At 68.1% G+C, this 23955-nt stretch carries 25 protein-coding genes; 7 read left to right on the plus strand and 18 right to left on the minus strand.

Annotated features, from left to right (window positions below; all coding sequences use genetic code 11):
* The 9 genes from ACWEVR_RS17340 to ACWEVR_RS17380 form a co-directional block, all read right to left on the minus strand.
* Entirely contained in the window at positions 1–579 is a 579-nt protein-coding gene (locus tag ACWEVR_RS17340; protein WP_452467732.1) for a hypothetical protein, read from the minus strand.
* A 21-nt stretch (positions 580–600) separates the two neighbouring features.
* Positions 601–1554 (minus strand): MlaD family protein, encoded by a 954-nt coding sequence (locus ACWEVR_RS17345; protein ID WP_452467733.1) that lies wholly within the window; start codon positions 1552–1554, stop codon positions 601–603.
* Complete coding sequence (locus ACWEVR_RS17350) at positions 1551–2534, minus strand: MlaD family protein (protein ID WP_452467734.1); 984 nt, start codon at positions 2532–2534, stop codon at positions 1551–1553. Before ACWEVR_RS17350 ends, ACWEVR_RS17345 begins: the two co-directional genes overlap by 4 nt.
* A gap of 224 nt (positions 2535–2758) precedes the next feature.
* Positions 2759–3862, minus strand: a complete 1104-nt coding sequence (locus ACWEVR_RS17355; protein ID WP_452467735.1) for an MlaD family protein — start codon at positions 3860–3862, stop codon at positions 2759–2761.
* Positions 3862–4872 carry an MlaD family protein gene (locus tag ACWEVR_RS17360; protein WP_452467736.1) on the minus strand — a complete coding sequence of 337 codons (1011 nt, stop codon included), beginning with the start codon at positions 4870–4872 and terminating at the stop codon, positions 3862–3864. Before ACWEVR_RS17360 ends, ACWEVR_RS17355 begins: the two co-directional genes overlap by 1 nt.
* Before the next feature lie 89 nt (positions 4873–4961).
* Positions 4962–5963, minus strand: coding sequence for an MlaD family protein (locus ACWEVR_RS17365; RefSeq protein ID WP_452467737.1), 1002 nt, complete (start codon positions 5961–5963; stop codon positions 4962–4964).
* Positions 5963–7000 carry an MlaD family protein gene (locus ACWEVR_RS17370; protein WP_452467891.1) on the minus strand — a complete coding sequence of 346 codons (1038 nt, stop codon included), beginning with the start codon at positions 6998–7000 and terminating at the stop codon, positions 5963–5965. The genes ACWEVR_RS17365 and ACWEVR_RS17370 overlap by 1 nt, the downstream gene beginning before the upstream one ends.
* A 5-nt stretch (positions 7001–7005) precedes the next feature.
* On the minus strand, positions 7006–7869 hold the full coding sequence (locus tag ACWEVR_RS17375; RefSeq protein WP_452467738.1) for an ABC transporter permease: 864 nt from the start codon (positions 7867–7869) through the stop codon (positions 7006–7008).
* A complete protein-coding gene (locus ACWEVR_RS17380) occupies positions 7869–8603 on the minus strand; it encodes an ABC transporter permease (protein ID WP_312032647.1) in 735 nt (244 codons plus the stop codon). Before ACWEVR_RS17380 ends, ACWEVR_RS17375 begins: the two co-directional genes overlap by 1 nt.
* A gap of 339 nt (positions 8604–8942) precedes the next feature.
* Between ACWEVR_RS17380 and ACWEVR_RS17385 the strand changes: the two genes are divergently transcribed.
* The 3 genes from ACWEVR_RS17385 (at position 8943) to ACWEVR_RS17395 (ending at position 12673) form a co-directional block, all read left to right on the plus strand.
* Positions 8943–10577, plus strand: a complete 1635-nt coding sequence (locus tag ACWEVR_RS17385) for an acyl-CoA synthetase (protein WP_452467739.1) — start codon at positions 8943–8945, stop codon at positions 10575–10577.
* Positions 10578–10587: 10 nt separating this feature from the next.
* Complete coding sequence (locus ACWEVR_RS17390) at positions 10588–11814, plus strand: cytochrome P450 (RefSeq protein WP_452467740.1); 1227 nt, start codon at positions 10588–10590, stop codon at positions 11812–11814.
* 85 nt (positions 11815–11899) lie between these two features.
* The gene (locus tag ACWEVR_RS17395; protein WP_452467741.1) at positions 11900–12673 is read left to right on the plus strand and encodes an SDR family oxidoreductase; all 774 of its coding nucleotides are present in this window, start codon (positions 11900–11902) and stop codon (positions 12671–12673) included.
* Between the two features lie 56 nt (positions 12674–12729).
* On the opposite strand, the gene ACWEVR_RS17400 is transcribed toward ACWEVR_RS17395, so the two are convergent.
* From ACWEVR_RS17400 to ACWEVR_RS17425, 6 genes are all read right to left on the minus strand, one after another.
* Positions 12730–14079: a cytochrome P450 gene (locus ACWEVR_RS17400; protein WP_452467742.1), complete on the minus strand. Its 1350-nt coding sequence runs from the start codon at positions 14077–14079 to the stop codon at positions 12730–12732.
* A 128-nt stretch (positions 14080–14207) separates the two neighbouring features.
* Positions 14208–14795, minus strand: a complete 588-nt coding sequence (locus tag ACWEVR_RS17405; protein ID WP_067487504.1) for a TetR/AcrR family transcriptional regulator — start codon at positions 14793–14795, stop codon at positions 14208–14210.
* A gap of 32 nt (positions 14796–14827) precedes the next feature.
* The gene (locus ACWEVR_RS17410) at positions 14828–15214 is read right to left on the minus strand and encodes a carboxymuconolactone decarboxylase family protein (protein WP_452467743.1); all 387 of its coding nucleotides are present in this window, start codon (positions 15212–15214) and stop codon (positions 14828–14830) included.
* Positions 15211–16095 (minus strand): NAD(P)-dependent oxidoreductase, encoded by an 885-nt coding sequence (locus ACWEVR_RS17415; RefSeq protein ID WP_452467744.1) that lies wholly within the window; start codon positions 16093–16095, stop codon positions 15211–15213. The genes ACWEVR_RS17410 and ACWEVR_RS17415 overlap by 4 nt, the downstream gene beginning before the upstream one ends.
* The gene (locus ACWEVR_RS17420; protein WP_452467745.1) at positions 16092–16841 is read right to left on the minus strand and encodes an SDR family oxidoreductase; all 750 of its coding nucleotides are present in this window, start codon (positions 16839–16841) and stop codon (positions 16092–16094) included. The genes ACWEVR_RS17415 and ACWEVR_RS17420 overlap by 4 nt, the downstream gene beginning before the upstream one ends.
* A 12-nt stretch (positions 16842–16853) precedes the next feature.
* Positions 16854–18329: an aldehyde dehydrogenase gene (locus ACWEVR_RS17425; protein ID WP_452467746.1), complete on the minus strand. Its 1476-nt coding sequence runs from the start codon at positions 18327–18329 to the stop codon at positions 16854–16856.
* Positions 18330–18430: 101 nt separating this feature from the next.
* On the opposite strand from ACWEVR_RS17425, the gene ACWEVR_RS17430 reads away from it, so the two are divergent.
* The gene (locus tag ACWEVR_RS17430; RefSeq protein ID WP_452467747.1) at positions 18431–18577 is read left to right on the plus strand and encodes a DUF1059 domain-containing protein; all 147 of its coding nucleotides are present in this window, start codon (positions 18431–18433) and stop codon (positions 18575–18577) included.
* A gap of 54 nt (positions 18578–18631) precedes the next feature.
* On the opposite strand, the gene ACWEVR_RS17435 is transcribed toward ACWEVR_RS17430, so the two are convergent.
* The gene (locus ACWEVR_RS17435) at positions 18632–19429 is read right to left on the minus strand and encodes an SAM-dependent methyltransferase (RefSeq protein WP_067635394.1); all 798 of its coding nucleotides are present in this window, start codon (positions 19427–19429) and stop codon (positions 18632–18634) included.
* 258 nt (positions 19430–19687) lie between these two features.
* Between ACWEVR_RS17435 and ACWEVR_RS17440 the strand changes: the two genes are divergently transcribed.
* Together ACWEVR_RS17440 and ACWEVR_RS17445 are read left to right on the plus strand one after the other, a co-directional pair.
* A complete protein-coding gene (locus tag ACWEVR_RS17440; RefSeq protein ID WP_452467748.1) occupies positions 19688–20878 on the plus strand; it encodes an MFS transporter in 1191 nt (396 codons plus the stop codon).
* Positions 20879–20924: 46 nt separating this feature from the next.
* On the plus strand, positions 20925–21401 hold the full coding sequence (locus ACWEVR_RS17445; RefSeq protein ID WP_452467749.1) for a MarR family winged helix-turn-helix transcriptional regulator: 477 nt from the start codon (positions 20925–20927) through the stop codon (positions 21399–21401).
* A gap of 42 nt (positions 21402–21443) precedes the next feature.
* On the opposite strand, the gene ACWEVR_RS17450 is transcribed toward ACWEVR_RS17445, so the two are convergent.
* The gene (locus ACWEVR_RS17450; protein WP_452467750.1) at positions 21444–22283 is read right to left on the minus strand and encodes an NAD(P)H-binding protein; all 840 of its coding nucleotides are present in this window, start codon (positions 22281–22283) and stop codon (positions 21444–21446) included.
* Positions 22284–22395: 112 nt separating this feature from the next.
* Between ACWEVR_RS17450 and ACWEVR_RS17455 the strand changes: the two genes are divergently transcribed.
* Entirely contained in the window at positions 22396–23232 is an 837-nt protein-coding gene (locus tag ACWEVR_RS17455) for a class I SAM-dependent methyltransferase (protein ID WP_452467892.1), read from the plus strand.
* On the opposite strand, the gene ACWEVR_RS17460 is transcribed toward ACWEVR_RS17455, so the two are convergent.
* A complete protein-coding gene (locus ACWEVR_RS17460; protein WP_439263830.1) occupies positions 23204–23629 on the minus strand; it encodes an NUDIX domain-containing protein in 426 nt (141 codons plus the stop codon). The two genes, ACWEVR_RS17455 and ACWEVR_RS17460, sit on opposite strands and share 29 nt — an antisense overlap.
* Positions 23630–23955 lie beyond the last annotated feature (326 nt).

The following is a 23955-nucleotide window of genomic DNA, read 5'->3' on the forward strand; positions in this document are numbered from 1 at the left end:
TCACTTCAGCGGCAGGGCGTTCTGCAGCCCACCGACATCGGCGATCCGCCAGTCCGCGTTGCGGTCGACCGTGAGCGAATAGGCCACGGTGGTGAGGGTGCCGGTGGGATTCTGCACGCTGGTGGAGTTGACGGTGAGATAGGCGTTCACCTTGTACACCCCGCCCGACTCGGACACGACGCCCGCCGACAAGGGTGTCGCCGTCGAGGTCCACTGCAGCGGCAGCAGGATCTGCTCGAGTTGCGGCGCTGTCGCGTCGAACTTGCCCGAAAGCTGGGGTGTGGTACCGGTTTTCAGTCGGGCCAGCCACGCCTTGGCGTCCCGGTAGTCGATGGTCGAGGCCCCGAGCGCGTAGTCGAGGGCGACCTGTTCGACCCGGCGATCCTCGGCGGCGTGCCGGTCGTGGTCGGCGATGGTGGTGCGCGCCGACAGATACAGCATGCCGAAGGTGGCCGTCGCCACCACGAGCGCCGCGACGGCGCACCCGGTGAGCACGCTCGACAGCCGGATCGAGAGAGTGCGTGGCTGGGGTTCGCCGGCGGCGGGCGTGTGGGGGCGGGTCTCGAGGTCAACGGTCATGGGGTGCCGGTCCTTTCGTGCCTATTTGATGCCGATGCGCAGATGCAGCGTGTCGTCGCCGAGGCCGTGCAGGGCCTGGTCGAGCAGGGCGCCGAGATCGAGATCGGGTGCGGTGGCCACGGCGTCGCGCACCACCGGTTGCAGCATCGGGCCCAAGGCCGCGGCGCTCGGCCCGATCTTCGCGAGCAGCGCGTCGAGTTCGCGCACGAACACCAGCACCCCGCTCCCGGAGAAATAGTCGGCGACCGGGCGGCTCTCGACCAGCGCCGATCCGGACTGCACGATGGCGCTGAGGGTGATGCCGAACTCGCCGAACAGCGGGCCCGCTGTGCTCAGCGACGGTCCCATCCAGTCGATATCGGCGCCGAGGAATTGCAGGTCGGCGAACAGCTGACGCAGCCGATCGGTGCGGCTGAGCAGCGTCGCCGCCAGCAGCGTGGTGGAGCGGCGCAGGGTCTGCATGGTCGCCTCGGTGTCGGCGAGGGCGCGGTCGAAGGTGTCGACCAGGCCGGCCATCACCTCGGGGCGGATCTGATCGAGCAGATCGATCAGCCGGGTGGACAGGGTGGTGATGGTCATCGGCGCGGGCACGCGATGCGCCGGAATACGTTGCCCGTCGGTGAGATACGGCCCCGCGTCGTCGACGGGGTCGAAACCGATGTAGGGCTCGCCGAGTGCCGAAAGCTGTTCCACACGGATCCGGCTCGACACCGGAATCGGGTACCGCTCGTCGATCCGCAAGGCGACGAGCACCCCGCTCGCCTGCTTGCGCACCGACTCGGCCCGGCCCACCGCGATCCCGTTGAGCAGCACCGGCGCGCCGGGACCGAGCCCACCCGAGGTGCTCAGTTCCAGCTCGACGGCCAGATAGTCGCGACGTGGGTCGATATTCAGTACCCCGAACGTCATGTACGCGACGCCGAGAACCAGCACGGCCGCGATGGCCGAGAGCGACAGTGCGGCACGGGTATTCATCGGACGGCTCCGATCATCCGCAGCAGGTCGACGATTCGCACGGTCTGCTCGTCGGTACTCATCGCCCCCGTGACCCCGATCTGGACCACGTCGACCTTCGGCCCGCGGTGTGCGAACGGCAGCACCTTGGTGTGGATCAGGTCGACGAGCGTCTTCAGGTTCGACGGCGACGAGGTGTCCAAGGGTCTGCTGCCGAACAGCATCGGCACCACCGCGGCGGTCGTGGCGTCGAGCGAACCGAGCAGCGGCCCGAGCCAGGCGGCGCTCGGCGCGACCGGGCCGAGCGCGGTGAGCACGAAGATGACACCGATCTGGGCGTTGATCGCATCGGTGGTCTGGGTGACGCCGTAGGGCGTGAGCAGCTCGGCCAGCACCGGGGCATTGTGGAGAACCCCGTCCTCGAGGGTGGCACCGAGACCGTCGAGGATCGCGTCGACCGAGTCGAGGTGATCGGCCAGGTCCGACAGGTCCGTGCCGAGTGTTTCGGAGAGGCGGGCGGTGTCGCGCGGATCGGCGGGCAGGACCCCGTTCATCGTGGTGACGATGTCCTGCAGATCGGTGACCGCGCCGGTGCCGATGAACACCGACAGGGTGGCGAGAATGTCCTCGATGGCCGGGGCGCGGGCGGTGTCGGCCAGCGGTATCGTCGCGCCCGGCTCCAACGTGCCCGCGGCGGGGGTGGTCGGTTCGGTGAGTGCGATGTGGACGTCGCCGAGCGGGGTGTTCTGACGCAGTTCCGCCGTAGTGCCCACCGGCAGCCGAACCGCATCGTGGATCTCGACTTCTGCGGTGGCATAACCGTTCTCACTCAGGGTGACCGCGATCAGCCTGCCGACCCGGACACCGTCGGCGATCACCTTTGCACCTTGCGGCAGGTTGAGGACGCTGGCGAATTCGATGCGCAGGCGATAGGTGGCTTCGCCGGTGCCGGGCAAAGTTGTTCCGCATCCGAGCACGGCGCAGGCCACGACGATGATCACAAACAGGTGCCGGAACCGGCAGCGCCACCTGAGTGAAAGCTGGGTACGCACAGGACATGTCGTAGGTGTAGAGCGGGTTCGGCGAGTCGCGTCGGGGTGATCGACGGGGGTCCGAAGGCAGACGATCTTCGGGGCCACGTGGCCGAGGCCGTGGAGAAGGCGTTGTGCCCGGCCGGGGGAGCGTAGTACTTCCCTTTGCCGCGCAGGGCTTATCGCCGTCGGCATCATCGCGCACTCACCGCCGCGAGCAGAGACGCGAGTGGGGGAACGGTGACAGATCCGCCCGGCCCGAGCACACATGGCTGACCGGTCAATCCCTGGATCGCGGCACACAGCTGTGGGGAATCAGCCTGGGGCACAGCCAGTCTCGGAGGCGCATATCCGATGGTGGGCCGTCCGCTGTCCGGATCGATGCTCGCGGTGAAGCCCGACGTGAGAGCGGGGGTGAGCTCGAGGACTTCGGCAAGGGAACCGAATCCCGCCGTCAGCAGTGCGGGCAGGTCGGCGATCTTGTCGAGCGCACGGACCGCCGGGGTGCCGATCATCATCATCACGTCGTTGAGCTGGGGCAGGACCTGGATCAGGTAGGTGACGATGTCGATGATCGGTGGGAAGGCGATGGTCACGATGTCGTCGAACGTCCGTGGCAGCTCGATCGTCATCGCCCGCACGGTGTCCCACCCGTTGCGGGCGTGCCGTACCAGCTCGGTGAGGGCGTCGATGAGACTGCCGAGGTGCCCGATCGCGGCATCGGGGGCGGCCAGCGCCCGGCCGAGCTGGTGCAGGAGCGCGTTGATGTCGTCGCCGGTGCCCGCGGTCGCCTGGTCGAGCGCCGACAGGCCCGAGCCGAGGGCCGTGCGCTGCGCGGGATCGTCGGCGGCGTTCAGTTCGTCGGCCAGTCCGGCGAGCGCGTCGAAGGTCTCCGAAAGACTCAGCGGCGTCAGTGTTCTGGTGATGCACGTGCCGGGCTCCCAGCCACCGGCAGCCGGTTCGTCGCCGACGAGAGCGAGATGGCGATCGGCCACCAGGGTGTCGCTCACGGTCACCGCGCCCACATCCGGGGGCAGCCGGCGATCGGCGCGCACGGTGAACCGCACGCGAGCCGAGGCGCCGTGTGGCTCGATGCCGGTGACCTCACCGACCGGGATGCCGAGCACCGTGACGGAGCTGCCCAGGTAGAGCCCGATGCTGTCGGGCATGTCCGCGCAATAGGTGCGCACCGGCGGCGCGGGCCGTGACAGTTGGAGTGCCACCGCGCCCGCGAGGACGACGACAAGCACCACCGCCGTTGACATGAAGCCGCGCGAACCGAGCAGGCGTGTCACCATCAGCACCCACCTCCCGGCACCGGCACACAGATACGGTCCGGCACGATCGTCACAGCGGAGTGGTCGATGCTCACCCCGTCACCACCGGCGAGCAGCGGCGTCAATCGCTGTTCCAGCGCCACCAGTGCCTCGAAGAGCGAACCCAGGTGCGTACCAAGGGTTTCCAAGCCGGTGACGGCGTCGGCGAGCGGTTGGGCGCGTGCGCGCAGGTCGCGGTCCCACGCCCGCCCGAGCGGGGATGCCTTGCGCAGCACATCGGAGAGGTCGCCGAGGGCCTGGCTCACGATGGCTTTGTTGGTCTGCACCAGCGTCTCCAAGGTGTGCAGGTTGCGCACCAATTGGGCGAGTACCTGCGAACTTCCGTTCAACGCGGTGAGGTACTCGTCGGCGAAGGCGAGTGCGCGCGAGATATCGGCGTTCTGGGCGTTCAGCACCGCGACGAGATCACCGGCGGCCTTCAGCGCCGACCGGAACGCGTCGGGGCTGCCGTCGAACGAGGTGGACAGCGCGGCGAGGTTCTGCCGCAGCACCGCGCCGTCGATCTCGCGCACAGGGCGTACCGCGTCCTGGAAGACCTCGGTCAGGTTATAGGGCAGGATCACCCGCTCCCGGGGGATCGTCGCCGAGCCGAGGGGAGTGGAGCCCGCCGGTCGCAACGCGACGTAGTAGCCGCCGACCACGGTCAGCATGCGGATCTCCATGATCGTCTGATCGCCGACGGCCACGTCTTCGCGCACGGTGAACTCCATCCGCACCCGGTCCGCCAGCAGCGTCAATCCCCGCACCCTGCCCACGCTGATCCCCGCTACCCGCACGTCGTCGCCCGCACGCAGCGCACCCGCGTCGGCCAACTCGGCGTGGTACACCCGCTCGGCCTCCGTCCCGACAACCGCGACCACGCCGAGCGCGATCATGAGCAGTACGGCACCGCACAACCCCGCCGATCCCCAGCGCAGGTCACCGGCCCGTCCATCCGCCCGATGGCCGAGCAAGGCCCGAAAGCGCGGCACAGCGCCACCCCTTACCCGTCGATCAGCACCCGCGCCGCCGCGCGCCCGTGTGTGCAAGTCCCTGCGGTCGAACATGGCGCGAAGTCGTGTCATCGGGTGCGGCACAGTGTCACCCCCTGCCCGTCGACGAGCACCCGCAGTGGTTCGGGCGCGACCGCGACCCCATGGGTGCAGGTCCCGGTCCGACCGCTCACGGGCACCGTGGCGGCCATCGTCTGGATCAATCCCGGCAGCCCGGCGAACACCTCGGCCGCCACCTGTGGATCCGGAAAAGCGTTGCGTAACACCAGGTCCAGGTCGCTGCCTTCGTCGCCGGTGATGCCCGCGACGTTCAGCATCGACCGGATCGGTTGCAGCACAGGGGGAATGGCGATGGAGAAGTCGACGAGCCCGGGCAGCTTCTCGGCGATGGCGGTGAACAACCCGGTCAGATTGGTCAGCATCCGTACCGCCTGCGCGGACTTACCGCCCAGACGCTCCGCGATCAGCGCCAGATTACGCACCAGCGTCGACAGCACGACCTGCCGGTCGGAGGCGTAGCGGCTCAGGGTGTCGACCGCGTCGAGGGCGGGACCGAGACCGGCGCCGTCCCCTTGGATCACGGCGAGCAGGCTGGTGGTGAACCGGTTGATCTCCTCGGTGGACAGGTGCGCGAGTACCGGCTGCAAACCCTTGAACAGCGTGGTGATGTCGAACGAAGGAACGGTTTCGGCGGTCCCGAACACCTGCTCGGGCGCGCGCGGTGTACTCGGCCGCTGCGGTGCGACGATCTCCAGATAGCGGAAGCCGGTGAGGTTCTGGTACCGGACGGCGATGGTGGCGGCCGTGTCGACCGGGTGCGCGCGCAGCACGGTGAACCGGACGCGGGCCAGTGCGCCGTCGAGCTCGATTCCCGACACCTTGCCCACCGCGACACCGTGCAACCGCACGTCGTCACCCGTGCGCAACCCGTTGGCATCGGTGAACAGCGCGGTGAAGGACTCGGTGTCACCGCGCACCGGTCGCTCGATCAACCGGAAGATCCCGGCCAGTGCGACGGCGGTGAGCGTCAGTGCGATCGCCACCCGCACGGCGAGCCCGCGAGTCCTCATCAGCGACCTCCGCTCGGCAGCAGCGCGGCCAGCGGCCCGGCGAGACCCGGCACGGTGTCGAGTTCGACCGAGACCCGGAGCACGGGGCCGTCGGGGGTGTCACGGAACGCGGCGCCGAGGCGTTCGAGCAGGGTGGCGAGCTGTTCCGTCGATCGTCCCGGTGGACCCATGGTCGCGGTCACCTCGTCGAGCAGCAGCGTGGCCATCGGCATCATGCCGCCGAAATGTGTTCGCGCGGTGGTCATCAGCGCGGTGACGGCGGGCAGGAGCTGGTATTGCATATCGCCCCAGAACTGCCCGAACCGCGCGATGTTCGCCGGTGAGCGCAGGTACTCGTTGGTGTAGGCGGCCTCGAGCACGTCGACGGCACCGGTCAGCATCGGCGGCATACCGGCCAGCACCGAACCGAAGGAACTCGCCAGCTCCGAGGGCGGCAATTCGCGGGTGTCGGCGTAGGCGCGCAGGGTGGCGCCGAGGGCTTCCAGCAGCGGGGTGAAGGCACGCAGGTCACCGGCGACGGTGTGCAGCAGTGCGGCCAGTTTCGGGGTGAGTACCTGCTCGACGAGTCCGCCGGTGGAGCGCAGCAGCGCCGCCAGCGTGGCGTCGCGGACGCGGCCGTCGTCGAGGTCGACCGAGGAACCGTTCCCGAGCTCGGTGCCACCGGGCCGCGCCACGAGATTCAGCGCGCTGATGCCGAACAGATTGCCGGGCGCGAACTCGACCTCGACGGTGTCGGTGAGCCCGAACAGCTGCGGCCGGTCGAGCACCAGGGTGAGGTGTTCGCGCCCCCGCCCGGCCGGTGCGATGGCCTCGACCGTCCCGACCCGCACTCCGTCGAGACGGACATCGGTGCCGGGGGCGATGCCCGCACCGACCCGCTCGGTTCGCAACGTCACCCGGATCTGCTCGGCGGCAAGAGATTCCGGCCACACCTGCCAGGCCAGCACGCTCGCCAGCGCGACCAGGAGCGCGCAGACACCGAGGACGCGGGCACGCAACGGCCCCACCTCGGTCCCGGGAAGTGCGTACGGAGGCATGCGCGTCACCCCGTGAACGTGATCGGGGAGCGCCAGCCCCACAGGACGACGGTGGCCACCATGTCGAGCGCGATGATCGCCACCAGGCTGGCGCGGATGGCCCGCCCCGAACCGATACCGACACCTTCGGGTCCGCCGACCGCGAAATAGCCCTGGTAACAATGGATCAGGACCACCGCGACGGCGAACACCACCACCTTCACGGTCGCGGCGAACACATCCCAGCCGAGGACGAACTGGTCGAAGTAGTGGTCGTAGGTGCCGGTCGGCACATCGTGGATCGATGTGACGATCAGCTGACACGACAGATAGCTCAGGATCAGGGCCACCACGAAAGCCGGTGCCACCGCGACGATCCCGGCCACCACCCGGGTGGTGACCACGAACGGCACCGACCGGATCCCCATCGATTCGAGCGCGTCGATCTCCTCCGAGATCCGCATCGACCCGATCTCCGCCGTCATCCGGCAGCCCGCCTGGGCGGCGAAACCCACCCCGGCTGCGATCGGTGCCAGCTCCCGGGTCACCCCGAACGCGGAGATGAGCCCGCTGAGCTGACCGAGTGCCAACGCGTCCAGCGCGTGATGGGCCTCGATACCGATGGAGGCACCCATCGCCGCGCCCATCAGCAACATCAGCGGCACCACCCCGCCGCCGGCGATCACCGAGCCGCGCCCCCAGGTCATATCGGTGATCGCGGTGAGTGTCTGGCGCCGGTAGTGCGCGAGGGTGTACGGCACCGACGAGAGCACCTGCCAGCAGAACCCGATCACGAACCCGAGCGACTCCACGGGGCGCACCGGGCCGATGCGGCGACGCAGCCGGCCGATCCAGCGCACTCCGAACGGCAGATACGGGCTCGCGGTCATCAGGCCGCCCGCAGTGGTACGAACACCGTGACCACCTGGGTGACAACGGTATTGAGCACAGTGATCGCCGCGACCGACATCACTACCGCCGCGTTGACACCGTCGGCCACCCCGCGTGGTCCACCCCGTGCCTCCAGCCCGCGCTGACAGGCGATCACCACCACGAGGAACCCGAACATCAGCGACTTCACCAGCGACACCCACACATCCAGCGAGGTGGTGAACGCGCCGAAGGAGTCCCAATAACTGCCCGGCGTCACGTCGAGGGCCGTGACCGCCACGCCGTATCCGGCGGCGATCCCGACGACGATGATGAGCACGTCGAGCAGCGGCGCGATCAGCATCATGGCGGCGATGCGCGGAACGACCAGGCGCTGCACCGGATCCACGCCCATCACGCGCATGGCGTCGACCTCCTCGCGCACGGTCCGCGCACCGAGGTCGGCGGCGATCGCGGCGGCGCCCGCCCCGCCGAGCAGAATGCCCGCCGCCATCGGCGCGCCTTGTTTGATCACCCCCAGCCCGCCCGCGGCACCGATCATCGAGTCGGCGCCCAGCTGGGAGACGATATTGCCGACCTGAGTGGACAGGATCACCCCGAACGGCACGGCCATCAGCACGGCCGGAATCGCGGTCACCTTCACCAGGAACCAGGCCTGCTCCAAGGCCTCGTGCACCGGAAACCGCAGGCGCACGGCATCGTTCGCGCCGATCCGCACGGCCGAGGTGCCCATGCGCAGCGCGCGGCCGAAAGTGGTCAGCGCCGACAGCACGGTGTCGGCGAAGTTGCGGCGCAGCACCGCGCCCGCGGTGCGCGGCTGCGCGAGTGGCTCGGCGTCGGTGGAATGGCCGTGCCCGGCTCGCGATGTGGTCCGCCCGAACAATGCACACCCCCTCGGTGTTCGAATGCCCGTTCAATTGCCTGGACACCAGTCTGGACGGTACTACACCCGGCTTCGGCGGAAGGTCGTAATCGCGAATCACTCCGAATGAGAGCGATTCTCCGTATCATGGACACCTGTCCGGACAGAAATTCAGAAATAGCGAACCGGTATCGAGTTGCGAGGCACTGCATGGTTGGTTTCAGTTTGTCGAACGTATTCGCGACCGTGGCGGCGGCGATTCCGGAGCGCGAATTCATCGTGCACGGTGACCGCCGGATGTCCTATGCCGAAACCGACCGCAGGGTAACGGGATTCGCGAAATTCCTGGCCGCGCGGGGGATCGGTGCCGAGATCGAGCGGACCGCACCGCATTTGTCCGGGCAGGACCATTTGGGCGTCTATTTACGCAACGGCACCGAGTACCCGGAGATCTTGATCGGTGCCTACCGGGCGCGCGCGGTGCCTTTCAATATCAACTATCGCTACGTCGAAGAGGAATTGCTGTACCTGCTCCGCGACGCCCGGGCGCGAGTGCTGGTGTACCACGCCGAATTCGCCCCACGGGTGGCCGCGGTACTGCCCACGCTGACCGACCCGCCGCTCCTGATCCAGGTCGCCGACGGCAGCGGCAACGACCTGTTGCCGGGCGCGATCGACTACGAGACCGCCGTCGCCACCACCGAGGGCGAGCTGCCGGAACCCGACGGCGACGATCTGTACCTGCTCTACACCGGCGGCACCACCGGGATGCCCAAGGGTGTGCTGTGGCGTCAGGACGACATCTACCTCGCCGCCATGGGCGGCACCCGCTTCGGCACCGGCGTGCAACTGGATTCCTATGCGGAACTGGCCGATTCGGCCACGCTCACCGGCGGCGCCTACCGCTTGGTCGTCGCCGCCCCGTTCATGCACGGCGCCGCACAGTGGTTGCTGTTCCAGTGCGTCACCAACGGCGGGACCCTGGTGCTGCCCACCGTCGTCGACCGCTTCGATGCCGCATCGGTCCTCACGGCCGTGGCCGCGGAGAACGTGATCGCCCTTCCGCTCGTCGGTGACGCCATGGCGCGACCGATCGTCGCCGAACTCGAGCGGCGCCACTACGACCTGCCGTCGCTGGCCGCCGTGCACAACGCGGGCGCCCCGCTCACCCCGGCCGTGCGACAGCGATTGATCGCGGCCTTCGGCAAACCCGTACTCGTCGTCGACTCGGTGGGCTCCTCGGAGTCCGGCATCCAGATGACCCAGGTCTACGACGCCGACGCCCGAACCGCAGCGAGCAGCTTCGTCCCCGCCGACACCGACACCGCCGTGATCGACGAGGACCTCACCCGGCTGCTCGACGAACCGGGCGCCTCGGGCTGGCTGGCGCGCAAGGGCCGCATCCCGCTGGGCTATCTGGGCGACGAGGAGAAGACAAGGCGCACCTTCCCGGTCGTCGACGGTGTGCGCTGGTCCATCGCGGGTGATCGCGCGAGGGTGCTGGGCGACGGCCGGATCGAACTGCTCGGCCGCGACAACCTGACGATCAACTCCGGCGGCGAGAAGATCTTCGTCGAAGAGGTCGAACGCGCGGTCGCCGCCCACGCGAGCGTGCTCGACGTGGTCGTGGTCGGCAGACCGTCACAGCGGTGGGGCAGTGAGGTCGTCGCCCTCGTGCAGATGGACGACGAGACCGTCACCGATGCCGAGCTGCTCGACGAATGCGCCAAGCACATCGCCCGCTACAAACTGCCCAAAGCCATTCTGCGCTGTCGCGAAATCCTGCGCTCACCCACCGGCAAGGCCGACTACCGGTGGGCGCGCGGCGTCGCGACGCGGATGTGAGGAGATCCCGATGCCCCCACTCACCCTGCCCGCAGGCCTCGACTTCTCCGACCCGGGACTCTGGGCACAGCGCACGCCCGTCGAGGAATTCGCGATGTTGCGCAAGGCCGCCCCGGTGTGGTGGAACGCGCAGTCCGACGACATGTGCGTGCCCCACGACGACGGCGGATTCTGGGTCGTGAGCCGTCACGAGGACGTGCGAACGATCTCCCGCAACCCCACCTTGTTCTCCGCGAGCACCAAGGGTTCGGTGATCCGCTTCCCCGGCACCGTCACCGCCGACACCTTCGAAGCGACGAAATCCATGCTCCTCAACATGGATCCACCCAAGCACTCGGCCGTGCGCCGCATCATCTCGCGAGGGTTCACCCCACGCGCGGTCGAGGCGCTGCGCGCCGCGCTGGCCGAACGCGCCGAGGCCATCGTGCACGCCGCCCGTGCGACCGGCGGCGGCGACTTCGTCCACCAGGTGGCGCGCGAGCTGCCGCTGCAGGCCATCGCCGAACTGTTCGGCATCCCGCAACCGGATCGGCTGCGCCTGTTCGACTGGTCCAACCAGATGCTCAATTTCGACGACCCCGAATACGGTGACCCCATCGGCGCCACCGCGGATCTGCTCGGCTACGCCTGGCAGCTGGCCGAATCGCGACGCCTCGACCCCGCCGACGACCTGGTGTCGAAACTGGTCACCGCCGATATCGACGGCGGCTCACTGACACCCGACGAATTCGGGTTCTTCATGATCCTGCTGACCGTCGCGGGCAACGAGACCACCCGCAATGCCACCACCCACGGCATGAAGGCCTTCGTGGATCATCCGGAGCAGTGGGAACTCTTCCGCGCGCAGCGCCCACGCACCGCCGCCGACGAGATCGTCCGCTGGGCGACTCCGGTGATCGCGTTCCAGCGCACGGCCACCGAGGACACCGAACTGAGCGGTCGGCCGATCGGCGCCGGTCAGCGGGTGGCGATGTTCTACAGCTCGGCCAATTTCGACGAATCGGCCTTCGGCAACCCCTTCACCTTCGACATCCTGCGAGACCCCAACCCACACTTGGGTTTCGGCGGCACCGGCCCGCACTACTGCGTAGGCGCGAATTTGGCGCGGCTGCAACTGGAACTGATCTTCGGGGCCATCGCCGACGCCATGCCCCGGCTGCGGCAGGTCGCCGAGCCGACCAGGCTGCGGTCGAGCTTCGTCAACGGGATCAAACACTGGCAGGTCACCTACGAGTGAGGCGGATCGCCGGTCGGCACGACCGATTCGTAGTAATGTCCAGACAGGTGTCCAGGTACCGTCTGGACGGAAGGAAGGTGTGGCCATGCCACGTTTCGAACCCCACCCACCGGTGCGACCCGCCGTGGTCACCGGCGGGTCGTCCGGCATCGGCGCCGCCACCGCGAAAGCCCTTGCCGAACTGGGTCATCCGGTCGCTCTCGGCGCGCGACGCGAGGCCGAGTGCGAGGCCGTCGCGGCGGCCATCCGGGAGAAGGGCGGCACCGCGTTCGCCCACCGGCTCGATGTCACCGACAACGACTCGGTCGAGGAGTTCGTCGGCGCCGCGCAGCGTGAACTCGGCGACATCGAGATCCTGGTTTCGGCCGCCGGGGTGGTGAAATTCGGGTGCGTGCACGAGCTGTCCTCGGCCGACTTCGTCCGCCAGCTCGACGTGCACCTGGCAGGCCCGCAGCGCCTGCTGCGCCTGCTCGTGCCCGGCATGATCGAACGGCGGCGCGGCGACGTGGTGCTCATCGGCTCGGACTGCTCGGTGACGCCACGTCCGCGCACCGGCGCCTACAGCGCCGCCAAAGCGGGCATCGAAACCCTGGCCACCCAGATGCGGATGGAGCTGGAGGGCACCGGCGTTCGCGTGTCGCTGGTCCGCCCCGGTCCCACCGCTACCGAGATGGGCACCGACGCGACCGTCGAGGACATCGAGCCGCTGCTGAAGGACTGGTCACGCTGGGGCTTCGCACGCCACCCCTACATGCTGCGCGCCGCCGACCTGGCCGACGCCGTCACCGCCGTGGTGTCCACGCCACGCGGTGCCCATGTGATCGTCAGCGAGGTCCAGCCCGAGTCGCCGCTGCGCTGACTCGCCAGACGTCGAAAGCCGCCCCGGACCTTTCGGGGCGGCTTACGCGTGTGACGTCAGCGGCGCCTGCGGTAGCGCACCCGACACGGCTGCTGCAGCTGCACGACCATCTTGGAGTGATCGTTGCGATAGCTTTCCGACGGCTGGGCCATCTCGAACTCCCAGTCGCGCAACAGGATCGAGAAGATCGCCTTCATCTGCATGAGGGCGAACGCGGCACCGACGCAGCGATGCCTGCCCGCGCCGAACGGGATCCAGGTCCAGCGGTTGACGATATCGGCCTGTTCGGGGTCGATATAGCGGCCGGGATCGAAGGCGTCGGGATCGGGGAAGCATTCGGGCAGCCGGTTGGACACCGCCGGGGTGGCCGCCACCAGGTCACCCGGGGCGATGCGGTGCCCACACACCTCGAACTCGTCCCTGGCCACCCGCATCAGGATGATGAGCGGCGGATGGAGCCGCAGCGTCTCCTTCAACGCCGCTTCCAACTGCGGAATCTGGCGCAGCGCACGGAAACTCACCTCGGTTTCGTCGGCGAAGAGGCTGTCGAGCTCCCCGACCACGGCGGCGAGCGTGTCGGGGTGGCGCAGCAGTTCGATCATCGTCCACGCCGAGGTCCCCGAGGTGGTGTGGTGACCGGCGAACATCATCGAGATGAAGATGCCGGTGACCACCGACGCCGAGAAGCGCGGTGCGCCTTGTTCGTCGCGCACCGACACCAGCACGTCGAGCAGATCGCGTTCCTCCTTGCCCTGGGGAGGCGCGGCGATGCGGCGCTCCATGATCTCACCGACCAATTCGACGAGTCGGCGCCGTGATTCGTCGCGTTTACGGAAGCTCTCGATCGGCATATACGGATCGACATAGGCCAGCGCGTCGGTGCCGCGCTCGAGATCGTGATAGAGCTCGGCGAAACGGCTGTCGAGTTCATTGCGGAATTTGGTGCCGATGAGGCAGGCCGAGGATGTGTAGATGGTGAGCTCGGCGAAGAAGCCGAGCAGATCTATTTCGCCGGAATCGCCCCAGTCCGCGATCATCCGGTCCACCTCGTGCGAAATCGTCGCCGCGTGGCCGCGCATGTAGTCGGCGCGCAACGCCTGATTGTGCAGCATCTCCTTGCGCCGCTCCGGGCTGGCGTCGAAGACGACGCCCTCGCCGAAGATCGGCTTCATGAAGGGATACGCCGCCTCCTGGTCGAGGTCCTCGTCGCCGGCGCGGAAGAAGAATTCATTGGCCTCGGCGCCCGAGAGCAACACCACGTCGCGCCCGGCCAATTCGAAAACGCCGACGTCGCCACATTCCTCGCGCACCCGGCGCATGAGGGCGATCGGATCGGAACGCAGTTCCTCGAGGTGACCGTGCTCGTGTTCGCCGCCGGAGACCCGTCGCGGTTTCAGAAGCGTCATCGAAGACCTCTCAATCTCTGGGTCATATAGACACGTGTCCAGACGGTACTACAGTTCTCGGGCGTGGCGCAATGCGCGAAAAAGCCGCCACCCGGTTACCCGGATGACGGCTTCTGTTGTCGCGGAGACTATTTCAGGATCAGATAGACCGATTTCTCGATCCGGTCCGCCATTTCGTCGTAGGTCCCGTATCCCATCCCGGCACGCACCAGCGCGCCCGCGTAGAGCAATTCGAACGCCTCGAGCACATCCGGATCGTGGTCGGGACCCAGCGCCCGCGCGATCCGCTGCCGGATCTCCAGGCCGATCCGCACCCGCAGATGCGACACGTCGGGGTCCTGGCCGAGCAGGGCGCTGGTCACGGCACCCGCCAGCTCGTTCTCCCCGCCGACCATCAGCGACACCTGCCGCAGCGTCTCGACGACCCGCTCGGCCGCCGACTTGTCGTCGTCGTGTTCGAGCTGCGGCGTCTGCAGCAGGCGACGCCAGAACACCTCCGCGACGAGGTGTTCCTTCGACGAGAAATAGGTGTAGGCGGTCGCGGTTCCCACGCCCGCGGCGGCGGCCACCTGGCGCACGGTGAGTCCGGAATAACCCTGCTCGGTGATGACGTCGACGGCGGCGCGGGTGAGCCGGTCGACCGTATCGGCCTGTTTCTCGGTCAGGCGCCTGCGCGTGGCCTCGAGAATCGCGGGATCAGAATGGTTTTCGGACACGATTCCATATTAGTCGCAGGTACATGGGATACCTATTTGGGCCTGCGCATGCGCGGTTCGCTGCCCCCGCGTGCCCGTTCGGAAACGGTGCTGATCGCGGTATCGAGCCGGGTCCCGTTGGGCCAGCCGACATAGTGGCACAGGAACAGGGCGATTTCGCGGAGCTGTTCCTCGGTGAGCTCTTTGTTGTGCAGGGCGGCGTGGATCTGGATTTCGGCGGTTTCCATGCGGCCCTGGGCGGCGAGCGCGCCGAGCAGCAGCAGCCGACGGTCGCGGTCGGTGAGTCCCGGGCGCGACCAGATCTCGGCGAAGAGGTGATCGACGGTGGTGGCGAAGAACGCGCCGTCGATCTCCGGCGGTTGCCAGCCGTAGACCTCTTTCATGCGGGCCAGGCCGCGGGCGCGGGCGTCGTCGGTCATGTGCTGCTCCTGTCGGATGTGGGGACCCGAAGGCCGAGGCCTTCGGCGAGATGCTCGAAACCCATTCGGGCGAGCGGTAATTCGACGCCGAGACGGGCGCCGAGGTCCAGGGCCAGCGTGAGATCCTTCTCGCCCAGGTCGCGTACGTGCGACATGATCGGCAGCCACGGATCGCCGTCGGAGAGGCGAGCGGTGCTCTCACGCCACAGGATCGCACCCGGTCCGCCGGTGACGGCGTCGGAATGGCGAACCACCTCCCCGAGGCGGCGGATGTCGAGCCCGGCCGACTCGGCCAGGCGCGAGGCCTCGGCGGCGGCGGCGAAGGCGACGAAGTGCACCAGATTGCGGGCGAGCTTCATCCGCGTACCCGCACCCACCGGGCCGGCGTGCACCACGAGATCGGCGAAGCGGGCGAACGGGGACCGCACCGCCTCGAAGGCGGTTTCGCTGCCGCCGACCATCACCGCGAGGCGTCCCTGTTTCGCGCCGGGCGCACCACCGCTGACCGGCGCGTCGACCAGCTCCACCTCGTGGCGCGCGCATTTCTCGGCCAATTCGATCGCCGTGCTGTCGGCGATGGTCGAATGCACGGCGACCACCGTGCCCGCGGCGGCCGTCGACAGAATTCCCTGCGGACCGGTCAGCACATCGCGGACCTGGGCGTCGTCGAGGACAGTCACCGAGATCACCGCCGCGCGGGCGGCGACCTCGGCCGGTGTCGCCGCCACCGCGACACCCGCGGCGGCGAACTTCTCGGTGGCAGCGGCCCGCGCGTCGCACACCACCAGGCCGCCCGGCCAGTCGACGAGCCTGCGCGCCATGGGCGCACCCATATTGCCCAGTCCGATGTAGCCGAGACGCGGCGTGCTCTCGGTGGTCATGAGCGGATCACCTGTCCGCCGTCGACATTGAAGATCTGCCCGGTCACCCAGGCGGCGTCATCGGAGAGCAGGTACAAGCAGGCGCCGACGAGATCCTGCGGTGTACCCATCCGCTTGAGCGGCAACCGCTTGACCATGTCATCGACGATGACCTCCGGCGTGATCGTCTTGGTCGCCTCGGTATCGATGGGGCCGGGGGCGATGGCGTTGATCCGGATGCCGGAGCTGCCCAGCTCGTGGGCCAGTTGCTGGGTGAGACCGTTCACGCCGACCTTGGCCAGCCCGTAGAAGCTCGAATAGGTCCACGCGGCGGTGGAGGACTGGTTCACGATGGATCCACCACTGGCGCGCATCGTCGGCCAGACCGCGCGGGTCACGTTCAGCGCGCCGTCGAAGTTCACGCTCATGAAGTGCTTGTAGTAGTCCCACGGCACCGTGAGCAGCAGGTTCAGCTTCATGGTTCCGTAGATGGCCGCGTTGTTCACCAGGTGGTCGATGCCGCCGAACTTCTCGACGGTGAACGCGGCGAGCGCGGCCGCGGAATCCGGGTCGGCGACATCGACCTCGCGGAAAGCGGCGACACCGCCGGCCGCGGTGATCTCCTTGGCGACCGATTCGCCCGCCTCGGCATTGATGTCGGCCACCACCACGCGGGCGCCCTCGGCGGCGAGTGCCTTGGCGTAGGCCGCGCCGATACCCTGTGCCGCGCCGGTGACGATCGCGGTCCGGTCGGTGAAACGTGTCATGTCTGTTCTCCTTCAGGCCGGGTAGGCCACGAGTTTGGTTTCGAGGTATTCCTCGAAACCGGCGACGCCCATCTCGCGTCCGATGCCGGACTGCTTGTAGCCGCCGAAGGGCGCGTCGACCGAGTACCAGGTGCCGCCGTTCACACCGAGGGTCCCGGTGCGGATGGCGGAGACGACCTTGTCGACGCGGGCGGGATCGGTGCCCCACACCGAGCCCGAGAGGCCGTAGGGGGAGTCGTTGGCGATGCGGATGGCGTCGTCGTCGCCGTCGTGCGGCAGGATCACCAGCACAGGTCCGAAGATCTCCTCCCTGGCCACCCGGGACTCGTTCGTCAGCCCGGCGATCAGGGTCGGCTCGACGAAGTAGCCGGCGTCGCGGCCGGTCGGGCGACCGCCGCCGACGACGACCTCACCGCCCTCGCTTCGGGCCAGCGAGATGTAGCCCTCCACGCGTTCGCGCTGTCGCTCGGAGATGAGCGGACCGCACACGGTGCGCCGATCGTCCGGGTCGCCCGCGCGGATGCCGGCCATGGTCTTGGCTGTGGCTTCGAGAGCCGCCTCGTAAGCGTTGCGCGGTACCAGCAATCGGGTGGACAGCGCGCAACCCTGACCGGCGTGCACACACACCGAGAAGGCGGCCATCGCACAGGCCGCCGCGATATCGGCGTCGTCGAGGACGACGAACGCGGACTTGCCGCCGAGCTCGAGGAAGACCTTCTTCACCGTGGCCGCCGCCGCGGCCATCACCGACTTCCCGGTGCGCGTGGAACCGGTGAACGACACCAGATCCACGTCGGGATCCTCGGCGAGCTGCGCGCCGAGCCGGTGATCGGAGCCGGTCACCACATTGAACACACCCGCGGGGATATCGGTGTGTTCGGCGGCCAGAATCCCCAGTGCCGCACCGCACCACGGGGTATCGGGGGCCGGTTTGAGCACCACGGTATTGCCCGCCGCGAGCGCGGGCCCGATCTTGGCCAGGTTGATCTGATGGGGGAAGTTCCACGGCGTGATCGCCCCGACGACGCCCACCGCCTCGCGGCGCAGTTCCCTGCGGGTACGCATCCCCATCGGTTCGGCGATCGGCATCTCGGTGCGCCAGGAATAGGATTCGGCGAGATCCGCGAAGTAGCCGAGATCGTTCACCGGCCCTTCCAGATGAGGTCCCGCCGTGAGCATCCGGGGCGCGCCCGCCTCCTCGATGGTGATCTCGCGCAGTTCCTCGATGTGCTCGCGCATGGCCTCGCGCAATTGGCGCAGGCAGCGCGCCCGGAACGCCGGATCGGTCGACCATCCGGTGGTGTCGAAGGCGGTGCGGGCCGCGGTGACGGCCGCGCGCATGTCCTCGGTCGTGGCGTCGGCCGCCCAGCCGAGGCGCTCGCCGGTGGCGGGGTTGCCGGTCGCGAACACCCCGCCCGATCCCTGGCTCAGTTTTCCGTCGATCAGCAGCGTGCAGCCGTCCTCGGGACGCAAATTGCTCGGCACCATGTCTCCCTCACTGTCTGGACAGGTGTCTAGACTGTATTTCACCATGCGGTCGGTGAGCAAGGGCGCATCGGCCGGAACCGTTGCCCGCGAGAGGAAATGCCTTGAAGACCAGACTGCGATGCCCCTGTGGAGACCTCATCGTCGGCACCGACGAGGACGACCTGGTCGAGCACGCGAACGCGCACCTGGTGGCGAACCATCCCGACCACGACTACACCCGCGAGGAGATCCTGTTGTTCGCCTACTGACACGACAGCGGGCCCGCACCGTGTACCGGTGCGGGCCCGCTGTCGTGGGTCGGGTCAGGGTTTGCGGGCGACCCCGCCGTACGCGGAGATCGGCTGGACCTCGCCCACCTGGGCATCCTCGGGCCGCCACTGGGTGATCGAGGTGAAGCCGGGCTCCACGAACTCGAGGCCGTCGAACACCGCCTGGATCTGGGCCTGCGTGCGCGGAATGTAGGGGGTGCCGCCGGTGCCGGTGTAGTTCTCGCACAGCGTCACATAGGCCTGGCTGTCGTCGGTGCCGTCCCACATGATGAGGTAGCTGCCCGACGGGACCGCCGCCAGCACGGTGCCGACGATGCGGAGCAGGTCCTCGTAGGTCTTGGCGTGGCCGAGCACGCCCATGAACATCACCGCGATGGGCTCGTTGAAGTTCAGCACGTTGCGTGCGTCGGCGACGATCTTCTCGGGCTCGTGGAAGTCGGCGTCGATGTAGGTGGTGACACCCTCGGGGGTGGTGCTGGTGAGCAGCGCCCGCGCGTGGGTGAGCACCAGCGGATCGTTGTCGACGTACACCACGCGGGCGTCGGGGGTGACGCCCTGGGCGACCTCGTGGGTGTTCTGCATGGTCGGCAGACCGGTGCCGATGTCGAGGAACTGCCGGATGCCGCGCTCGCGGGCCAGGAACCGGACCGCCCGGATCAGGAACTGCCGCGACTGCACCGCCATGGTCGAGATGTCCGGGTCGACGGCCAAGCCCGCGTCACCGGCGATCTTGTCGATGTCATAGTGGTCTTTGCCCCCCATCCAGTAGTTCCAGATCCGCGCCGAATGCGGGATGTCGGTCCTGATCTGTGGGGTGTCTACGTCGGCCATGGGTCTCGTTCCTCTGCGAATCGACTGTGACTTAGCCGGCCCGCCGGTCCACACCGCCGGCGCGGGACAGCATCTGATCTGGTTGCGACAGTACAAGATTGACGCCGTGTTCGAGCAGATTCGTGGTTCACCTGTTCGGGCCGATCGAAACCGGTCCTCGCACTGCGGATCTCGCGCCCGACAAGGGGGTCCCGGACAGGAACGGTCAGGTCGAATTCCCGCCGGTGACCCGATTCGCGGCTCCCTACGGTCGGTCGAGTGACCCCTGATACCTACGCGGAGACCCCGGCCACCGACCGGCTCCACCGTCCCCTGATCCTGTTCATGGCACTCGCGGCAGCCGTCGGTACATCGACGATCTATCCGATGCAGCCTGCGATCGCGGACGTGGCGGATTCGCTCGGCACCCAGATCACCGCTGTCGGATTCGCCCTGGCCTGCGGGCCGATCGGCTACATGCTCGGACTCGGCCTGCTGGTGCCGCTGGTCGACCGCTTCGCTCCGGGCCGCGTCCTGGCCGCTCAGTTCGCGGTCCTCGCCTGTGCGCTCGCGGCAAGTGCGGCCGCGGGCAGCGCCACCGTGCTGGCTCCGATGATCGGTCTGGTCGGCGCCTGCTCGGCGGTCGGGGCCGGGCTGAGCTCCGTCGCCGGCCGGTTGGCGCACCCACACCGGCGCGCGACGGTCCTGGGGGTGGTGACCGCGGGCATCTCCGTCGGCATCCTCGCAGGCCGGATCGTGGGCGGGTGGCTCGCGGACGAGATCGGCTGGCGCGCGATGCTGCTCGTCTTCGCGGCCGGCTGCGCCCTGCTCGCTGTCTGCTGCCTCACCGCGCTGCCCGCCGTGACCGGCACCGCCGGGCGCGGCTACTTCTCGACCTTGCGTTCCCTACCCGGATTGTTCGTCCACCACGCGACGCTTCGCGTTGCCGCTGTGCGTGGATTCCTGTGGTTCTTCGCCTTCTGCGCGATCTGGGCGGGCATCGCCGTGGCACTCTCGGAGCCCCCGTACTCCTACTCGGCCGAACGGATCGGCCTCTACGCGCTGGCGGGTCTCTCGGGCATCCTGGCCACCCGGATCGCGGGCACACGGACCGACCGCGACGGCGCTCGCCCGGTGATCCTCGCAGGTCTCGCCCTCGCCGGAGCCGCCACCGTCGTCATGGGTTTCGGCCTCGCGAACACACTCGTGACGCTGGTCTGCCTGGCGGCCTTCGACGCCGGGCTCTTCGCTGCCCAGGTCGCCAACCAGAGCACGGTCCTGGCGATCGAACCCGGCGCACCGGCACGCTTCAACAGCGCGTACATGCTGGTCTACTTCGTCGGCGGCAGCCTCGGGACCGCCTTCGGTGCCGCGGCGGTCGAGTGGTTCGGGTGGCAGGCGACCGCCCTGATCGCGGCGGCAGCCATCGCCACCGCCGCGATCAGCACAGCACGATCGCCGCTCGTATAATATGAAACTCGTATGGTCGTTCGGTGGGTAGGAGAAGAGAGCGCGGATGGCGGCGGACGAAGCGACTCGGCGACGCAAGCTCACGGTGGCGGTCAAAGACGCCCTGCGTGACTTGAATATCGAACTGTCCCTGCTCAATCGGCGCTTCGGTGGCCGGGTGGAGCTGCGGGAGGTGGACTTCACCTGTCTCGACCTGATCAATCGGCACGGGCCGATGTCGCCGAAGGAACTCTCACGCCGGGCCGGGCTGCACCCAGCCACGCTGACCGGGATTCTCGACCGGTTGCAGAACGGCGGATGGATCGTGCGCGAACGCGACCCGGAGTCCGCCGACCGCAGGGCGGTCACCGTCCGTGCTGTGCGCGAACGCAATTCGGCACTCTACGAGGTGTTTTCCGGCATGAACAACCGGATGGACGCGCTGTGCGCCGACTACACCGACGACCAGCTCATGGTGATCGCCGATTTCCTCCGGCGCACCGGTGGTGCCGGGAAGCAATCCGCCGAGGAACTCGCCCGCTGAACGGGTGTCGCTGGAATTCGATGTCATCGGCAAGCCCTGCGGTCAGCGGGTGAAGGCTGCCGCATGGTCGGTGACCCAGGTGGCGAAGTCTTGTGCGGGACGGCCCAGAAGGTCGGCGACCGTGGCGGTCGTCGGGCCGGGAACGCGGGCGTAGTCCGCGAGCGAGCCGAGCAGCCGGGCCGGGATGTCCTCGGGGAGTCCCTGTGCCGTCATCGCGGCCCGCACCTGCTCGGGGGTGAGTTCGAGGAACGAGAGGTCGCGACCGGTCACCTCGCCGAGAATGCGGACCTTGTCGGGTTGGGTCAGTGATCGGGGACCGGTGAGGACATAGGAGCGATTGCCGTGTCCGTCCTCGGTCAGCGCGCGCACCGCGACGGCGGCGATGTCGCGTTCGTGGATCGGCGAGGTGGCCGCATCCCGATACGCACCGCGCACCACGTCACCGGCGCGTAGCTGCGGCGCCCACGCCAGGGTGTTGGCGGCGAAATCGCTGCAGCGCAAGGCGGTCCACGCCATGCCCGAACTCTGGGCGGCGGCCTCGAGGGCTCGGAACCCCGCCATGAAGCGCGGTTCCCCCGCGGGGAACTCGACGGTCGCCGCGGAGACGACCACGACCCGCTCGACCCCGTGATCCGCTGCCGCGGCGAGGATCGCGGTCGCGGAGTCGAGGGCGCCACGCGAGCTCAACAGCACCGCCTCCGCGCCCTTCCATACGTCGGCCGGGATATGCGGACCCGCTGGATCACCCTGTGCGACAACAACTCCACTCGGTAGGACGGCATCACGATCCCGGGTGACTGCCGTGACGGGTGCGCCTGCCGCTACCAAGTGGGAGATGACTTCACGGCCCACGATCCCGGTGGCTCCGATGACGACGAACATGATCTACTTCCCTTCCCTTTCGGCACCAACAAGTACCGAACGCATATGATATGAAAGTCATAGTAACTGCCTGGGGAGAAATGTAATACGGAAATCAAACTACTTCGCCGTGATGCTCGTCACCGAGGGAAGGGCTGATCTGGGGCGAACGGACACGGGGGAGTCGATGGACGACGCGGGTTTCGATCGCAAACTGGACGCATTCGAACGATGGCAGTCGACCCCCTGGGGCAGGCTCCGATACCGCATAGCCGCCGCGAACCTCGCCACTCATCTCCCGGCCGGGCGCAGCCTCGCGGTCCTCGATGTCGGTGGGGGCAACGGGCTGGATGCCGTAGAGCTGGCCGCTCTCGGTCACCGGGTGACCGTCGCCGACATCTCACGGCCATCCCTTGCCTCGGCCGTGGCGCTCGCCGCCGACCGCGGACTCGCCGACCACATCACCACCGCACCGGTCGCCATCGACGACCTGGCGACCGAGTTCGGGCACGCAACGTTCGATATAGTGCTGTGCCACAACGTGATCCAATACCTACCCGAATCACCGATATCTGCCCTCGCGGCCCAGCTCGCGCCCACGGGTCTGCTGTCCGTCATCGCTCCCAACGCGGCCGCGGACCCGCTTCTCACCGCAGTCCGTTCCCGGGATCTCACCGAGGCGCTGCGCCTGCTCGATGCCCCGACCCGTGTCACCGTCACCTACGACACCGAAGCGCGAGCCTGCTACGCCGACGACATCGCAGGCGACCTGCGCGGCGCGGGCCTGGACGTGCTGGCCCACAGCGGAATCCGCGTCGTCTGCGACCTCATCACCGACGACGCCCGTAAATCACACCCCGACTTCTACGCCGATCTGGAACGCCTGGAGCTGGCCTTGGCCAACCGGGCGCCGTACCCCCACTTCGCCCGCATGTTCCAGCTCATCGCCCGTCCGTCGCGTACACGCTGAAACTCTCACCGTCGGCGATCCGGCGCATCGCCGCCACCTGATAGGCGATCGCGTCGCCGGGAATCTCGCTCATCTCCCGCCATGTCAGCTCGGAGCACTTGTGCGGTTCGCGGTTGACCACGTCGTCGTCCCACCGTTCGGCGCGGAAGAAGAACCCCACTCTGTGCGGCTGATTTCCGTATCGGTGCTGCATGACGTGCACGCACGTCAGATCCTCGGGGCGTAGCCGGATCCCCACTTCCTCCTCGGCCTCCCGAATGGCCGTCTCGACCACGTCCTCGCCCTCCTCGAGGTGTCCAGCCACCAATCCCAGCTGCCCATCGGCGAATCCGGTGTTCGACCGCCGCGACCACAGCAACTTCCCGTCGCGCACCAAGACCAGATGCACATCCACCACGCTCCGAAACCGTTCGACCACGCTTGTCTCCCAACAGCTCCCGGCACCGCACCCCGGTGGACGCGACCGAGCACGATCGTATTTCCCGCGGGCGCTGAGCGGTTCGGGAATGCACGTCCATTGACGGGTCGTCGGTCAGTGGTATTCGGGTGCCCATCGGACGAGCCGGTTCACGGCCGAAGGTCGATCGCGCACGCCCGCATTCGCTGACGCGTCATCATTCCCGCCGGTCAACCCCCACGCCGCCGCTGATCGGGACGACACCCCGACTCGACCGCGACACACCTGATCCAGGGTAGCGATTGCTGGATGATTGCGGTTGCGCG

Source organism: Nocardia sp. NPDC003979 (genome assembly GCF_053605015.1).